Raw genomic sequence first — 14,593 nt, forward strand, 5'->3', positions numbered from 1 at the left:
TAAAAATCGATTCCGATTGTTGACATGTTACTATAGGTTCACGGATATAACCCACTCCAGCAATTCGGTTTTCATGTCCTTAGTAGCCAAAGCATTTTTTCAGTTCAGGCACTCCCTATCAGGCATAGGGCTTGCACTCGGAACTTTATTGTTTGCAGCGGCGCTAACACCAAGTCTCGTCCCACGAACCTACGTTCTACAGGGAATATTGTGCGGTGTCGCATTTGGTTCAGGATATGGCTTGGGTGTTTTTTGGCGTTGGCTCTGGCACTATTTGGAGCTACCCGAACCGGGGCACTGGTGGCGCAGCCGAGTAAATCTGGTCGTTAGCCTTATCTGTCTGGCATTTGCGATCGTTGCGCTTTACTCTTCGCAGGGCTGGCAAAATTCAGTCCGCGCAGTGATGGGTATGGAACCGGTGCCAAGCGCCTATCCAGCAAGTGTCTGCGCACTAGCTGTTATCACCTTTTTGTTTCTCCTGCTGTTGGCGCGCAGCCTCATCGGACTTGGCCGCTTTATTTCTGCACGAATACACCGTGTAGTGCCTCGCAGAGTAGCAAATGTCATTGGTGTCGCGATAACAATTATCCTCATCTGGACAATTGCTAACGGCCTGTTGATCCAATCCACTTTCAAGGTACTTGATCGTTCGTTTCGCGAATATGATGCGCTCATCGAGCCGGACCGACCCCAGCCTTTGGCGGCAAACAAAACGGGAAGTCCCCTTTCGCTGCTCCAGTGGGATGAGCTTGGTCGAGCCGGGCGCGAATTTGTTTCGTCTGGTCCAACGGGCACCGACATCTCATCGTTCACAAGACGCCCTGCTGTCGACCCTATCCGCGTTTATGCAGGTCTAAATGTGGCTGACACAACCAAAGAGCGTGCTGAGCGAGCTTTGGGTGAACTCAAGCGGCAAAATGGATTTGATCGTTCAGTCCTTGTAATTATTACGCCCACTGGGACAGGCTGGGTTGATCCCGCGGCTATGGATGGTCTCGAATATCTTCACGATGGCAATGTAGCCAGCATCGCCATGCAATACTCCTATTTAAACAGCCCGCTTTCACTTCTTTTTCAGCCGGAATATGGCGCCGAAGCCTCGCGTGCTTTGTTCACAACTGTCTACAACCACTGGAAAACACTCCCGAAGGACAAGCGGCCACGTCTGTATCTCTACGGTCTGAGCCTTGGAGCCATGAACTCGGAAAAATCGGTTTCGCTCTTCGAACTGCTGGGAGATCCGATTAATGGCGCTCTCTGGAGTGGGCCTCCTTTTCCTAGTCGCAATTGGATGCAGATGACGCGAGACCGAAACATTGGGACACCTGAATGGCTTCCTGTATTCAAAGATGGGTCTTTTGTTCGCTTTATGAACCAGGACGGTGAAGCACCTGGCAACGGTGACCATTGGGGACCGCTACGCATCGTTTATCTGCAATATGCCAGCGATGCTGTCGTCTTCTTTGACACCCATTCTTTTTATCGTCAGCCGGACTGGATGAACGAACCACGCGGCCCCGACGTTTCCGCACAACTCCGCTGGTATCCGGTCGTGACAATGCTGCAACTAACGTTGGATATGGCATTCGCAACTGCAACGCCCCTGGGACACGGTCATGTTTACGCACCAGAGCATTATGTCGATGCTTGGTTAGAAGTCGCTGATGTGAATGGTTGGAGCACGGAACAGATTAATCGCTTGAAGCAATATCTGCATCATAAAATGACCGGTGACAACATCGAGGGATACGACCAGCGCGGCGGTTAGTAGCACGATACCGCCCTGTCAGTGAAAGAACCGATCCCACACATGAAAACAGCCGCCCTCTTGAGGCGGCTGCATTTCCGAATTTTCGATACTATTAACGGTATGGCGAATAGCACTGCTGACGCGGACCATTATATGGCTGGAACGTATTGTCCGAAGCGCGATACGATCTGTAGCGGTTATAGCACCACTGAACATGGCTATTGCTAGCGCGGTAAACCGGCTGAGGTGCTGGCTGAGCGATTGCACCACCGATGATCGCGCCAGCGCCGAACGCTGCCAGCGGATACCACCAGCCATCATTATGACGACGATAGCCATGACGATAGTGGTTATAGCCGCGATGACCATTCCAATAACCCGGACGAGGGCGATGATGATTCCAACCCGGACGCGGACCAGGGCGGTGCCCATTCCAGCCAGGGCGACCGGGACGATGACCGTTCCAATTACCATGACCACGGCGGTCCCAACGATCACGTACTTGCATGACATTATTGGCATCAACAAGCTGAGCGGTGGGCAGGACCGGAGCAGCAGAGACAGGCGCCATCGCACCGATCATAAAAGCTGCGCCGACCAAGCCAACCATCATTTTCTTTAAGTTGTTTATCATCTTGTTCTCCAGTTCAACTGCACACATCATTATCGATGCTAGATGAACGTGTGCTGAATGATAATGAGGAATATATAGCGCCCTATACATCTGACAAGTGATTGGCATGGTTTAGGGAAAAGCAATCTCGTGTGTTGAGGCTCATGTCATGTTGGCTTTAATCCGACTTAAGTCTCAAAGCGATTTTATTCGCCATGGTCCACATTATCAGTTAGTTTTGCCCGTGGCTGATGGGCGTCGTAACGGTGTGTTTATGGTGGGGTTTGCCGTGTCTACTGAGTTGGAAGCATCCAGATTTTGTGCTGCAGACATGATTTCCAAAGAAGCTGATCCTTTTCTGGCGGCTGTAGAAAATACACCCACACCTATGCTTATCACCAATCCGCAATTTTCCGACAATCCGATTGTCTTTGCGAACAAAGCATTTTTGCTGTTAACGGGATATTCGGCAGATCAGGTGATCGGCCAAAATTGCCGTTTCCTGCAAGGTTCTGGAACCAATCCAGATGATGTGATTGCAATAAAAACGGCAATCTCAGCAGGCACTTCAATCGATATCGACATATTAAACTATAAGAAATCAGGCGAAGCCTTTTGGAACCGGCTGCACATTTCACCAGTCAGAAGCTCCGATGGTGTAATCCAGCATTTCGTTTCCACACAACTCGATGTCACGCTCGAGCTAAAACGTCTGGTTGAATTGGAGCAAGAGCGTGACTCGCTTTCCAGTGAGACAAAACGGCATCAGAACTATCTCGATTACATCGTTAATGCCGCAAATATCGGTTATTGGACCCGTGATCTGAAGACAGGGAGCGTAACCGGTTCTGTTGAGTGCCGCCGGATTTTTGGCTTTAGGGACGATGAACACATAAATTTCGACCAAATTCTTGAGCTGATCGCGCTTGAGGATCGTATGTCGGTAATTCAAAAGACGGAGGCTGCTTTTTTAACTGGTGAGCCGTATTCCATGGAATATCGGATCGTAAACAGAACCGGGCAGACAATCTGGGTTGAAACGCGAGCCAAAGCGCTGCTCGGCGATAATCCGACATTGCTTGGCGTTATGCTGGATGTGACCGAACGCAAGCAGACCGAAGCTGACAAGGCATTAGTGACGAGGGAAATCTCCCACCGCTTCAAAAATTCCATGGCTATGGTCCAATCCATCGCCAACCAGACTTTACGTAATGCAGAAAGTTCCGAACAGGCAAGCAAGCTGTTCAACGAGCGTCTTCACGCGTTGGCCCAAGCGCATGACATGCTGCTGCAAGATGACTGGGGTGGCACAACCATTATGCAGATCGCTAATACGGCATTGGCTCCGTTCAACAGAACTTTTGGCAATCGCATCCGCATGAGTGGACCTTCGCTCTTTGTAAGTGACCGGGTAACGGTATCGCTTTCTCTCGGTCTCTATGAGCTTACGACCAATGCGGTGAAGTACGGTGCCCTGTCCAACGAGCATGGTAGTGTCGATTTCAGCTGGGATATTGTCGATGATCAAGGCGAAAAAAAATTCCAGATGCGTTGGCTGGAAACCAATGGTCCGTCCGTCGCGCGACCTTCGCGACGCGGCTTTGGCCAGCGACTTATCCGGCTTGTTCTTGCCGAAGAGCTCAAGGCACGGTGCGACATCGACTTTGATCCCACAGGCTTGAGAATAAATGTGCTCGCGCCGATCACAACCGATGTATTTCCAGGCTTTGATCATAGGATAAGTGCGAGCCCACTAATCGTCTGACATCACGCTTTCGCGTAGAGGCATTTTGACATCTGGCGGCAGAGCATAAAAAACGCCATATGCTGCCATCATGAACGACAGCTCTGCTCTTTTTTCCGAACAATCCGAAGTCACCTCTCAGGAGAAGGAAACGCATTTCCTCCCCGTCATGGTCGACGCGCCGCCTGTTGATTGGCTGATATCGGACGGTTTGACGGATTACGACGAAGCGCTCGCTTTTATGGAGGCGCGCGTGGCAGCTATTCGTGAAGGTGCGGCCAACGAACTCGTCTGGCTCGTCGAGCACCCATCGCTCTACACGGCTGGGACCAGTGCTCAATCAGCAGATCTGCTAACGCCCGATCGCTTTCCCGTGTTCAATACCGGACGCGGCGGCGAATATACTTATCACGGTCCCGGCCAGCGTGTGGCTTATGTCATGCTCGACCTGAAGCGGCGCCGTGAAGATGTGCGCGCATTTGTGACCGCGCTTGAACAATGGATTGTAGAAACGCTCGCGCAGTTCAATGTCAAAGGTGAAAGGCGTGCAGATCGCGTTGGTGTATGGGTTGTCCGTCCCGAAAAGCCGCTGCTTGCCAGTGGCGGCATGTGCGAAGACAAGATTGCCGCTATTGGAATTCGTCTGCGCCGGTGGGTAAGCTTCCATGGTATTGCCATCAATGTAGAGCCGGAACTCGAACATTTTGGCGGCATTGTTCCGTGCGGGATTACTGATTACGGCGTGACAAGTCTCGTCGATCTAGGTCTTCCGGTGACGATGGGCGATGTCGATGTTGCATTGGGCACGGCCTTCGAAAACGTCTTCGGACCTCGCCAGACAAAATAATCAGGCGCTCTTCACGCGCCGCTCGCGCATGAAGACATAGAAGCCTGATCCCACGATGATCGCGATGCCGAACCATTTGGACGGCGTCGGAAAATCGCCAAACACCAGCAAACCGACCAGAACCGCATTAACAATTTCCAGATATTGGAACGGCGCAAGCATGGATGCGGGTGCGAGCTTGAATGCCTGCACCACGAGGAGATGGCTGACGGTACCGATTGTACCGAGCAAAAGCAGAAGCAGCCAAGGCTGCAGGCTATGCGGCAGCGCAAAACTCAAATCTTCAATGCCTAGACCCGTGCCGAATACCATCGCCAAACCTGCTAGCGCCGCCCCGCCGATACCGGCATAAAGCTGCATGACGACCGGGCTTTCCTTTGTGCCATACTTTCGGTTCAGGATCAGATAAATTGCAAAAGTTACAGCGGTTGCGAGAGGCAACAAGGATACTGCCCCGAAAATCTCGAAACTTGGCTGAATAACGATCATCGTGCCAATGAGACCGATACCCACAGCGCTGAAACGACGCCAGCCGACTTTTTCCTTGAGGAAAACGGCTGAAAGCAGCGTCAGGATCAACGGTTCAGCAAAAAACACAGCCATAGCGTCTGCCAGAGGCATATATTTTACAGCCGTGAAGAAACACGTTCCTCCAAAGCCCATCAGCGCCCCGCGCACAAGATTGCCGACAAGATGAGTGGTCCGTAGGGACGCGAAACCACTCATGACGATCAGCACGAAAAACATCAGCACTGACTGAATGAAAAAGCGCATGAAGGTGACAGTGGCCGGCGGCATATTATCCATCATGGCAAGCCATTTACCGATGGCATCCATGAGAGGCAGCAGCAATACCGAAAGCACCATGATCGCCATGCCCTTTACGTGGGCTTCTGTGCCGCCTACTACCCTGCCCTGCATCTCATTACTCGCAATTTTCCAACTGCCATTGCGCTTACGCGAATGGCCTGCCCGTTTCCATCTTAATTCGCTCAAGCAAAGCGCCCGGTTTGACTTTCGCCATGTTTCTGGTGCAAATCGGTTTCACTGCGAGCAAAACCATTTGATAACTTGGGTCAAAAATGGAACGTAAGGCGAACTCTGTTCGCATTGCGGCTAATCTCGTGGCATCATTCACGTGATTCGCAGCTAACTTATTTCGTGCCGTTCGGTAGGGGCGGTTCATTCGGTTTTAGACAGAAAGCTTTTCGCACCAATATGGACGACAGCAACGATCTCTTTTCCAGAGTAGTTAACAATGCCCGTGAACGGCAGATGGAGCAGCAGCCCAAGAAGGCTCCCGCATCGACATCCATTGCGCAAGCGGCAACGACACCATCCGCACCGAAATCAGCTGCTGTCACAACCAAGGCTCCGCCCGTTTCATCTGGAGCAGATGATTACAACGCCTCCTCTATTCGTGTTCTGGAAGGGCTAGAGCCCGTCCGTCTGCGGCCAGGTATGTATATCGGCGGCACGGACGAGAAAGCTCTGCATCACCTCTTTGCAGAAGTCATCGATAACTCGATGGACGAAGCTGTTGCAGGCCATGCCAATTTCATTGAAGTTAGCTTCGACGCCGACGGTTTCCTAACGGTAAGCGATAACGGACGCGGTATTCCGGTTGATGAACACCCGCAAGTCCCGGGAAAATCGACGCTTGAAGTCATCATGACCAAGCTACACGCGGGCGGTAAATTCGATGGCAAAGCCTATGAAACCTCTGGCGGCCTGCACGGCGTGGGTGTTTCGGTGGTTAACGCGCTTTCTGATGTTCTGGAAGTTGAAGTCGCGCGCAATCGCCGTCTTTATCGCCAGCGCTTTTCGCGCGGCATTCCGCAGGGTGGCCTTGAAGATGTCGGCGAAGTCCATAACCGTCGCGGTACGCGCGTCCGCTTTCATCCTGACCCGGATATCTTCGGCAAAACCGCGCAATTCGATCCGCACCGGCTGTACCGTATGGCCCGCTCGAAGGCTTATCTGTTTGGTGGGGTAGAGATTCGCTGGAGCTGCGATCCGTCGCTTCTCGACCCAAAGAAGGAAACGCCGGAAAAGGCTGTTTTCCACTTCCCCGGTGGCCTCAAGGATTATCTCTCTGCCTCGCTCGGCAAAGAACATCAGGTGACGCGCGAGATTTTCTCAGGCCGTACAGAAAAGCAGGGCGGACATGGCGCTGTTGAATGGGCTGTATCGTGGTACGGGGGGGATGGCTTCGTCAATTCCTACTGTAACACCATCCCTACGGGCGACGGCGGCACGCATGAAGCAGGTCTTCGGATTGCATTAACGCGTGGCCTAAAGGCCTATGCGGAACTGACCAATAACAAGCGTGCGTCGATTATCACCACCGATGACGTGATGATTTCTGCAGCAGCGATGCTCTCGGTCTTCATTCGCGAACCGGAGTTTGTGGGCCAGACCAAGGATAAGCTTGCAACCGTCGAAGCGCAGCGTATCGTGGAAAATGTTATTCGCGATCCGTTTGATCACTGGCTTACAGCTTCACCGCAGGAAGCATCGCGCTTGCTCGACTGGGTTGTAGACCGTGCAGAAGAGCGTCTTCGTCGCCGTCAAGAAAAGGAAACCGTTCGAAAGAGCGCGACGCGTAAACTGCGCCTTCCGGGCAAGCTTGCGGACTGCACTCAGAATGCTGCAGCAGGTGCAGAACTTTTCATCGTCGAAGGTGACTCGGCTGGCGGCTCCGCGAAGCAGGCACGTAATCGCTCCAATCAGGCGATCTTGCCCCTACGCGGTAAAATCCTCAATGTTGCCAGTGCTGGTCGTGAGAAGCTGACAGCCAACCAGCAGATTGCTGATCTAGTGCAGGCGTTGGGCAGTGGCACGCGAAAAAATTATCGTGAAGAAGATTTGCGTTATGACCGGGTCATCGTGATGACCGATGCTGACGTGGACGGCGCGCATATTGCATCGCTGCTCATTACGTTCTTCTACCAGGAAATGCCAGATCTCATCCGCAACGGGCATCTGTATCTGGCAGTCCCACCGCTTTATCGTCTGAGCCAGGGTGGCAAAGTCGCCTATGCTCGTGACGACGCACACAAGGACGAGCTGCTTCGCACAATGTTTACCGGACGCGGAAAAATCGAAATCGGCCGTTTCAAAGGCCTTGGCGAAATGCGCGCCGAGCAGCTGAAAGAAACGACGATGGATCCGAAAAAGCGTACGCTTCTTCGTGTTCATGTCGATGAAGACTACATAGATGAGACGCGCAGCACTGTTGATGATCTGATGGGTACAAAGCCGGAAGCCCGCTTCCGGTTCATTCAGGATCGTGCCGCTTTTGTGGAAGAACTGGATATTTAAACTTTGTTTTTCTCCCTATCGTGCGCTTGTCGAATGGTCGGGAGAGATACGAATTTCACCATGTCCCCAATCTTGTGAAGGAAATGGATAATCTTTTGAGGCAAAAGCTCAGTTCTTGACGTCAATGCCAAGCTTGGTTTCAATTTCCTCTGTCGACTCTTTAACGAAAAATGTCAGGTCTGCGCTGAGCGTAACGATACGGGTTCCAGTGCCGTAAGCGTTGTATGACAGGACGTGATTGAAGTTCACTGCAACCCTCTCGCCGCTGACATCCGTAAGCATGATCCACATGTGCCCCTCCTCATGAAACTAATTGCTACAGAATAGGATAGGAGCTTTGCTTGAAATGGCAATGCTCGTCTAAAGCTTTGCCTGCATTCTAACCTTTTCAACCTTACGACCAAAACTCTCCGACCATTCGTCGCTGCGGTGATAAGTCTTGAACCCTACCTTTTCATAAAGCCCTATTGCTGGTGAATTATCCGCATGGGTGCCGATTTCAGCCTCCGCAAAGCCGTCAAGCACAATCTGCACCATCAGCGCACCAAGCAATGCCCCGCCTACGCCCTGACCGTGATACACGGGATCAATCCAGAGGTCGGAAATGTAGTTTGATTTCGGGACACGAGCGCCCCAACCGTATATTTCGCCGCATCGTTCCGCCAACAAAACACCATCGCCATTCCCGCGCAAGTCGCGCAGGAATTTGGCTTGGAGTTCCGACCGGCTTTCATCCCTCAGCACAATGTCGCGCGCTGTGTTTTGCCATGCGCGCACCGCGATTTCGGCCATAAAAACAAATTCGCCGGTCATTTCTGGCCGGCGAATGGAAACTTCAGATTTTACCACCATTTCTTCGGTGTAAAGCGTCCCGCAGCTTCCTCAATTGCGCCAGCAGCCTGAAACAGCGTTTCTTCTTCAAACGGGCGACCGATCAGCTGCAGACCAAGCGGCAGCCCCTGATCGTTGAGGCCAGCAGGAACCGCGATACCCGGCAGGCCAGCCATGTTAAGCGTGATGGTGAAGATGTCATTGAGATACATCTTGACCGGATCGTTTGCGAGTTCCTTATCGCCAATGCTGAACGCAGCGGAAGGCGTAACAGGCGTCAGGATTGCATGAACGCCGCTTGCAAAGACATTTTCAAAGTCTTTGTTGATCAGCGTGCGAACCTTCTGAGCGCGTAGATAATATGCGTCGTAATAGCCAGCCGACAGAACATAGGTTCCGGTCAGAATACGGCGCTTCACTTCCTTGCCAAAACCTGCAGCACGGCTCTGTTCGTACATATCGGCAATATCCTTGCCTGGTACGCGCAGACCGTAACGTACGCCATCATAACGTGCGAGATTGGACGAAGCTTCCGCAGGTGCCACAATGTAATAGGCAGCAAGCGCATATTTTGTGTGCGGCAGCGAAACATCGACGATTTCAGCGCCAGCATCTTTGAGATACTGGACGCCCTTCTGCCAGAGCGCTTCGATTTCTTCCGGCATACCATCGATACGATATTCCCTCGGAATACCAATCTTGAGGCCCTTCAGCGACTTGCCGATAGCTGCTTCGTAGTCCGGCACTGGCAAATCAACCGAAGTGGTATCTTTGAGATCAAGCGATGCCATAGACTTGAGCAGAATCGCGGCATCCCGCACATCGCGAGCAATCGGGCCAGCCTGATCAAGCGAGGATGCATAAGCAACTGTGCCCCAGCGCGAAACACGACCATAGGTCGGCTTGATACCGACAGTGCCGGTGAAAGCCGCTGGCTGACGGATCGAGCCGCCCGTATCGGTTGCCGTGGCGCCTGCGCAGAGATGTGCAGCAACAGCTGCCGAAGAACCACCCGACGAGCCGCCCGGCACCAAATCAACGTCCGAGCCGTTCGCACGCCACGGGTTCTTCACAGGGCCATAATAGGAGCTCTCATTGGACGAGCCCATAGCGAATTCGTCCATGTTAAGCTTGCCCAGCATGACAGCGCCGTCAGACCAGAGATTGGCTGTAACGGTCGATTCATATTCAGGCTTGAAGCCATCGAGAATATGTGAGCAGGCCTGCGTGTGAACACCTTTGGTCGCAAACAGGTCTTTCACGCCAAGCGGAATGCCTTCGAGTGCACCCGCCTTACCTTCGGCAATGCGGGCATCAGAAGCTTTTGCCATTTCGCGCGCTTTTTCTGGTGTCACAGCGACATAGGCATTCAGCTTGTCATTGGCGGATTCAATAGCCGCAATATAGGCTTCTGTGAGTTCGGTCGCGGTGAAAGCCTTGGCCTTCAGCTTGTCGCGCGCTTCGGCAATGGTCAGTGCGGTCAGTTCGCTCATCATCAAATCCTGTAAAGTCACGCCTCAACGAGACGCTTTTCAAAAAAGGCGCTGTATTCGGAGTCGGGATAATCCAGAACCACTCCGCAACGCTCAAAACCTGAATTTTCATAAAGCCGCCAGGCAGCATCAAAGCCCGGGCCGGTGCCCGTTTCAAGGACCAGGCGCGAAGCGCCCTTGGCTCTTGCCAGCTCGACAATCGCATCGACAAGATGTGAGCCGATACGCTTGCCTCGAACTTCCGGGCGCGTGAACATGCGCTTGAGTTCACCCACTCGCTTACCGTGCATCTTCAGCGCGCCACAGCCGACGGCCTTGCCATCTTCATCGCGCGCGACGAAAACCGTAGTGTCCGGCTCCGCCATCTGTTCAACAGTCATCTTGAACTGGAACTCGATAGGAGAAAGCGGCAGCATATGCGTGTTCAATGCTCTAACAAGATCACGCACATCATCCTGTAATGGGGTCTCGACGGAAACCCGAATAGCCATCGATTTACTCCACGACCTTTGGCACGACGAAGAAATTATCTTCGGTCACAGGCGCATTGGCAACAATGGCACTGGCGATATTGCCGTCCGTCACTGCATCGTCGCGCAAACGCATCTTCATCGGCGTGACCGACGTCATCGGCTCAACGCCTTCAATGTCGACTTCGTTCAACTGCTCGACAAAGCCCAGAATTGCATTAAGTTCGCCGGTCATGCGCTCTGCTTCGTCTTCATTGACAGCAATGCGCGCAAGATGCGCGACGCGCTTAACGGTGGAAATATCGACGGACATTCTGTTCTCCGCAAATTCATAACTTAGAGCGGCCGACCGCCACCCCGAAAAGGTTCTTTTACCGGCTATAACGGTGCGGGTGGGGAAGCGCAACATTTCTTGCGCTTCGTTCCGTAGTTAGCCAAAATTAGAATGTGTGAACGGTGCCAGCGTCAGCCACCAACACCTTCGTTTCCTTATGGTCGGACATTGCCGCTACAAACTTGTCTGCCGTCTTTTCAATGAATGGGAACGAGCCGTAATGGCATGGCAGGACGGTTTTGAAGTTGAAATAGCGCTGACACGCAAGAGCTGCCACAGCACCGCCCATGGTAAAACGATCACCCACGGGCACAATGCCGATTTCTGGCTGATGCAGTTCATTGATCAGCGCCATATCAGAGAAAATGTCCGTGTCACCCATGTGATAAAGTGTCGGCGCATTCTCGAAATGGAATACCAGGCCGTTTGGATTACCCATCGATTGAGTGATGCCGTCTTCTGTCATCAACGCTGAGGAATGCAGTGCATTAACAAACGTTACACTGAAACCATCGCAGACAATGGTTCCGCCAGTATTACCCATGCTGAACTTGTCCAGACCTTTGCGCCCTAGCCAACCGGTGATTTCTGGATTTGCGATAACAGTCGCATCGGTTTCTTTGGCAATCTCAACGGTGTCCCCAATATGATCGCCATGACCATGGGTCAGCGCAATATGCGTGGTGCCCTTGGTGACTTCCTTGAAATCGATGCCCTTGGCACCCGGATTTCCATTGATGAACGGATCAATCAGAATGACGGACTTATCCGTTTCAATGCGATAGGCTGCATGGCCCAACCAGGTGATTTTCATTGTGTTTCTCCTTGCGGCTCGATTTTCAGCTTTAAAACAGATATTACGGCTCAATTCCATCAGGCAATATGAAGCGTGATCAAAATACTATGAGGACATATGGCCGTCGTTGAGATCGAAGAAGTTTTGGAAATTCTGCAGCGCGGCCAGACGATCGCCGGGCTTGATCTCGGCACCAAAACTATTGGGCTTGCGGTTTCCGATCTGGGCCTGTCGTTCTCGCATCCCCGTCCAGTTATCAAACGCACCAAATTCACAATCGATGCACAGGTACTGCTGAAAGCACTCGAAGCCGACAAAGTCGGCGTCATTATTATTGGCCTGCCGATGAATATGGACGGTTCAGCAGGACCACGTGTTCAGGCAACACGGGCTTTCGTGCGCACCATGCAGCCGCTAACCGATCTGCCCTTCGTGTTCTGGGACGAGCGCCTATCGACGGTCGCAGCCGAACGCGCACTGATCGGCATGGATGTTTCACGCGGCAAGCGGGCCGAACGCATCGATTCGGCCGCCGCTTCCTTCATTTTGCAAGGCGCACTGGATCGCCTGCACATGCTACGCTCATCACAATCCCACGACAGCGATTACGACGTTGGATAAAGCTGATCGAGTATCCGGTTGGCATTATGGCGTGCATCCAGCATGCCATAGGTCGAGCGCCACTGCCCACCAAGGCGCGTTTCGATGAAGGCATCGGCCACGTCGTCTGCACCAAGATTGCGCAATTCGGCAGCAGAAGCAGCATAAGCGAGCTGCTCCGTCAGAAGACGCGCAACGCCCTGATCGGTTTCGGTAAGCTGCAAGGCTGCCTGCAACACGTCGATCGTTCCTTGACCACGTACGCCCAGTTGTTCGCTGATCCAGTCGAGAACGTCGTCAAACAGCGACGGCGCGCGAGCGAGCACGCGCGCTACATCAAGCGCCATGACATTGCCCGAACCTTCCCAGATCGCATTGACCGGCGCTTCACGATAGGCGCGTGCGAGATTGCCGTCCTCAATGTAACCATTGCCACCGAGGCATTCCATCGCTTCATAAAGCAATGAAGGTGCGATTTTGCAGACCCAGTATTTTACAACTGGCGTCATGCAGCGTGCGAAAGCAGCTTCCGCGCGATCACTTGCAGCCATGTCAAAGGCACGCGCCAGACGCATAGAAAGTGCGGTCGCACCGGCGACATCCAGTGCCATATCGGCAAGAACGCGGTTCATCAGCGGCTGTTCAATAAGCTTTTGCCCACCCACCTCGCGATGGCGCGCATGGTGAACGGCCTCGGCCAGCCCCGAGCGCATCAGGCCAGCAGAGGCAACCGCGCAATCAAGTCGCGTCAGCGTGACCATATCCATGATGGTTTTAATGCCTTCGCCAGGATTTCCAACCAGATGACCTATAGCCCCGTCGAACTCCACTTCGGATGAAGCATTGGACTTGTTGCCGAGCTTGTCTTTCAAACGCTGGAAGAAGAATCCGTTTCCAGCCGCCTCATTGGTCAGTCGCGGCAGCAGGAAGCAGGAAAGCCCCTCTTCCGCCTGCGCAAGCACCAGAAAGGCATCCGACATAGGCGCAGACATGAACCACTTATGGCCGCTGATTGTGTAGGTCCCGTCTTCATTGCGTTCTGCGCGGGTGCTATTGGCACGAACATCCGTGCCACCCTGCTTCTCGGTCATGCCCATACCAAGCGTAATGCCCTGCTTCTGCAAGGCGGGCTTTTGCATGGAATCATATTTGCGCGACAGAACCTGCGGCGACCATTCCTTGTAAAGATCAGGCGAAGCCATTACCGCTGCGAGCGAAGCATTCGTCATGGTCAAGGGACAGAGATGGCCTACCTCAAGCTGTGCGGTCAGGTAGAAACGCGCGGCGCGCGCCTGATGGCGACGTCCAGCTTCAGCTGGATTGGCTTCCCATATCGAACAATGAAGCCCCTGCGCAATCGAACGGCGCATCAACGCATGATAAGCTGGATGATATTCCACCAGATCGACGCGGCGCCCCTGACGATCATGGGTGCGCAGCTTTGGCAATTCGGTATTGGCGAGACGTGCAAGATCATGCGCTTCCGCTGACAGGACGAAACGCCCGGTATTCTCCAGATCAGTATGTAGTTCTTTAGGGAAACGCGCTGCGATCTGCATCAGAAGCGGATCGCCCAGATATGCATTCGTACCCGTCATAGACGGGGTCTGGTTGGTGACTTCGTGCGTTTTCACAGGCTCATCCGTTCGGCTTTGTTCAACTCAAAATCAGCTTGCGAGCCGCTTGAGGCGCGCAGAGCTGACATTCTATGCGTTCTTGCATTGTAATTTACTAACATTTTCCGACAGCTCACCGCTTTATGCCCAAAGAATACAGGTTTTTCTTTGTGAA

Annotated in this window: 14 protein-coding genes; 5 read left to right on the forward strand and 9 right to left on the reverse strand. The window is 52.9% G+C overall.

Annotated elements, in window-relative coordinates:
• Positions 1–73: 73 nt before the first annotated feature.
• Entirely contained in the window at positions 74–1,768 is a 1,695-nt protein-coding gene (locus tag QSJ70_RS11875; protein ID WP_285536617.1) for an alpha/beta hydrolase, read from the forward strand.
• Positions 1,769–1,862: 94 nt separating this feature from the next.
• On the opposite strand, the gene QSJ70_RS11880 is transcribed toward QSJ70_RS11875, so the two are convergent.
• The gene (locus QSJ70_RS11880; protein WP_215778603.1) at positions 1,863–2,384 is read right to left on the reverse strand and encodes a BA14K family protein; all 522 of its coding nucleotides are present in this window, start codon (positions 2,382–2,384) and stop codon (positions 1,863–1,865) included.
• A 310-nt stretch (positions 2,385–2,694) separates the two neighbouring features.
• Here QSJ70_RS11880 and QSJ70_RS11885 point away from each other — a divergent pair, with 310 nt between their 5' ends.
• Positions 2,695–4,128 (forward strand): HWE histidine kinase domain-containing protein, encoded by a 1,434-nt coding sequence (locus QSJ70_RS11885; protein WP_215778998.1) that lies wholly within the window; start codon positions 2,695–2,697, stop codon positions 4,126–4,128.
• A gap of 70 nt (positions 4,129–4,198) precedes the next feature.
• Complete coding sequence (gene lipB, locus QSJ70_RS11890; protein WP_285536619.1) at positions 4,199–4,954, forward strand: lipoyl(octanoyl) transferase LipB; 756 nt, start codon at positions 4,199–4,201, stop codon at positions 4,952–4,954.
• On the opposite strand, the gene QSJ70_RS11895 is transcribed toward lipB, so the two are convergent.
• On the reverse strand, positions 4,955–5,875 hold the full coding sequence (locus tag QSJ70_RS11895; protein WP_215778996.1) for a DMT family transporter: 921 nt from the start codon (positions 5,873–5,875) through the stop codon (positions 4,955–4,957).
• A gap of 297 nt (positions 5,876–6,172) precedes the next feature.
• Between QSJ70_RS11895 and parE the strand changes: the two genes are divergently transcribed.
• Positions 6,173–8,278, forward strand: coding sequence for a DNA topoisomerase IV subunit B (parE, locus tag QSJ70_RS11900; RefSeq protein ID WP_285536621.1), 2,106 nt, complete (start codon positions 6,173–6,175; stop codon positions 8,276–8,278).
• Between the two features lie 108 nt (positions 8,279–8,386).
• Here the strand turns inward: parE and QSJ70_RS11905 are convergent, their stop codons facing one another.
• From QSJ70_RS11905 to QSJ70_RS11930, 6 genes are all read right to left on the reverse strand, one after another.
• Positions 8,387–8,569: a hypothetical protein gene (locus tag QSJ70_RS11905; RefSeq protein ID WP_007878664.1), complete on the reverse strand. Its 183-nt coding sequence runs from the start codon at positions 8,567–8,569 to the stop codon at positions 8,387–8,389.
• A gap of 69 nt (positions 8,570–8,638) precedes the next feature.
• On the reverse strand, positions 8,639–9,091 hold the full coding sequence (locus QSJ70_RS11910; RefSeq protein ID WP_215778992.1) for a GNAT family N-acetyltransferase: 453 nt from the start codon (positions 9,089–9,091) through the stop codon (positions 8,639–8,641).
• 29 nt (positions 9,092–9,120) lie between these two features.
• A complete protein-coding gene (gene gatA, locus QSJ70_RS11915; protein WP_285536626.1) occupies positions 9,121–10,602 on the reverse strand; it encodes an Asp-tRNA(Asn)/Glu-tRNA(Gln) amidotransferase subunit GatA in 1,482 nt (493 codons plus the stop codon).
• 17 nt (positions 10,603–10,619) lie between these two features.
• Entirely contained in the window at positions 10,620–11,093 is a 474-nt protein-coding gene (locus QSJ70_RS11920; protein ID WP_285536628.1) for a GNAT family N-acetyltransferase, read from the reverse strand.
• 4 nt (positions 11,094–11,097) lie between these two features.
• Positions 11,098–11,385, reverse strand: a complete 288-nt coding sequence (gene gatC, locus QSJ70_RS11925; protein WP_215778596.1) for an Asp-tRNA(Asn)/Glu-tRNA(Gln) amidotransferase subunit GatC — start codon at positions 11,383–11,385, stop codon at positions 11,098–11,100.
• Between the two features lie 127 nt (positions 11,386–11,512).
• Entirely contained in the window at positions 11,513–12,220 is a 708-nt protein-coding gene (locus QSJ70_RS11930; RefSeq protein WP_285536629.1) for a metal-dependent hydrolase, read from the reverse strand.
• A 99-nt stretch (positions 12,221–12,319) separates the two neighbouring features.
• On the opposite strand from QSJ70_RS11930, the gene ruvX reads away from it, so the two are divergent.
• The gene (gene ruvX, locus QSJ70_RS11935; RefSeq protein WP_215778592.1) at positions 12,320–12,823 is read left to right on the forward strand and encodes a Holliday junction resolvase RuvX; all 504 of its coding nucleotides are present in this window, start codon (positions 12,320–12,322) and stop codon (positions 12,821–12,823) included.
• Here the strand turns inward: ruvX and QSJ70_RS11940 are convergent.
• Complete coding sequence (locus QSJ70_RS11940; protein WP_215778590.1) at positions 12,808–14,436, reverse strand: acyl-CoA dehydrogenase family protein; 1,629 nt, start codon at positions 14,434–14,436, stop codon at positions 12,808–12,810. The two genes, ruvX and QSJ70_RS11940, sit on opposite strands and share 16 nt — an antisense overlap.
• Positions 14,437–14,593: the final 157 nt, after the last annotated feature.

Source organism: Brucella sp. NBRC 12950 (genome assembly GCF_030268145.1).
Lineage (GTDB): Bacteria > Pseudomonadota > Alphaproteobacteria > Rhizobiales > Rhizobiaceae > Brucella.

Coding starts and splice junctions, on each gene's coding strand:
- QSJ70_RS11895 (WP_215778996.1), bottom strand. CDS start 5,875: ATGCAGGGCAGGGTAGTAGGCGGCACAGAAGCCCACGTAAAGGGCATG.
- gatA (WP_285536626.1), bottom strand. CDS start 10,602: ATGAGCGAACTGACCGCACTGACCATTGCCGAAGCGCGCGACAAGCTG.
- QSJ70_RS11885 (WP_215778998.1), top strand. CDS start 2,695: ATGATTTCCAAAGAAGCTGATCCTTTTCTGGCGGCTGTAGAAAATACA.
- gatC (WP_215778596.1), bottom strand. CDS start 11,385: ATGTCCGTCGATATTTCCACCGTTAAGCGCGTCGCGCATCTTGCGCGC.
- QSJ70_RS11875 (WP_285536617.1), top strand. CDS start 74: ATGTCCTTAGTAGCCAAAGCATTTTTTCAGTTCAGGCACTCCCTATCA.
- QSJ70_RS11920 (WP_285536628.1), bottom strand. CDS start 11,093: ATGGCTATTCGGGTTTCCGTCGAGACCCCATTACAGGATGATGTGCGT.
- ruvX (WP_215778592.1), top strand. CDS start 12,320: ATGGCCGTCGTTGAGATCGAAGAAGTTTTGGAAATTCTGCAGCGCGGC.
- QSJ70_RS11880 (WP_215778603.1), bottom strand. CDS start 2,384: ATGATAAACAACTTAAAGAAAATGATGGTTGGCTTGGTCGGCGCAGCT.
- lipB (WP_285536619.1), top strand. CDS start 4,199: ATGAACGACAGCTCTGCTCTTTTTTCCGAACAATCCGAAGTCACCTCT.
- parE (WP_285536621.1), top strand. CDS start 6,173: ATGGACGACAGCAACGATCTCTTTTCCAGAGTAGTTAACAATGCCCGT.
- QSJ70_RS11905 (WP_007878664.1), bottom strand. CDS start 8,569: ATGTGGATCATGCTTACGGATGTCAGCGGCGAGAGGGTTGCAGTGAAC.
- QSJ70_RS11910 (WP_215778992.1), bottom strand. CDS start 9,091: ATGACCGGCGAATTTGTTTTTATGGCCGAAATCGCGGTGCGCGCATGG.
- QSJ70_RS11930 (WP_285536629.1), bottom strand. CDS start 12,220: ATGAAAATCACCTGGTTGGGCCATGCAGCCTATCGCATTGAAACGGAT.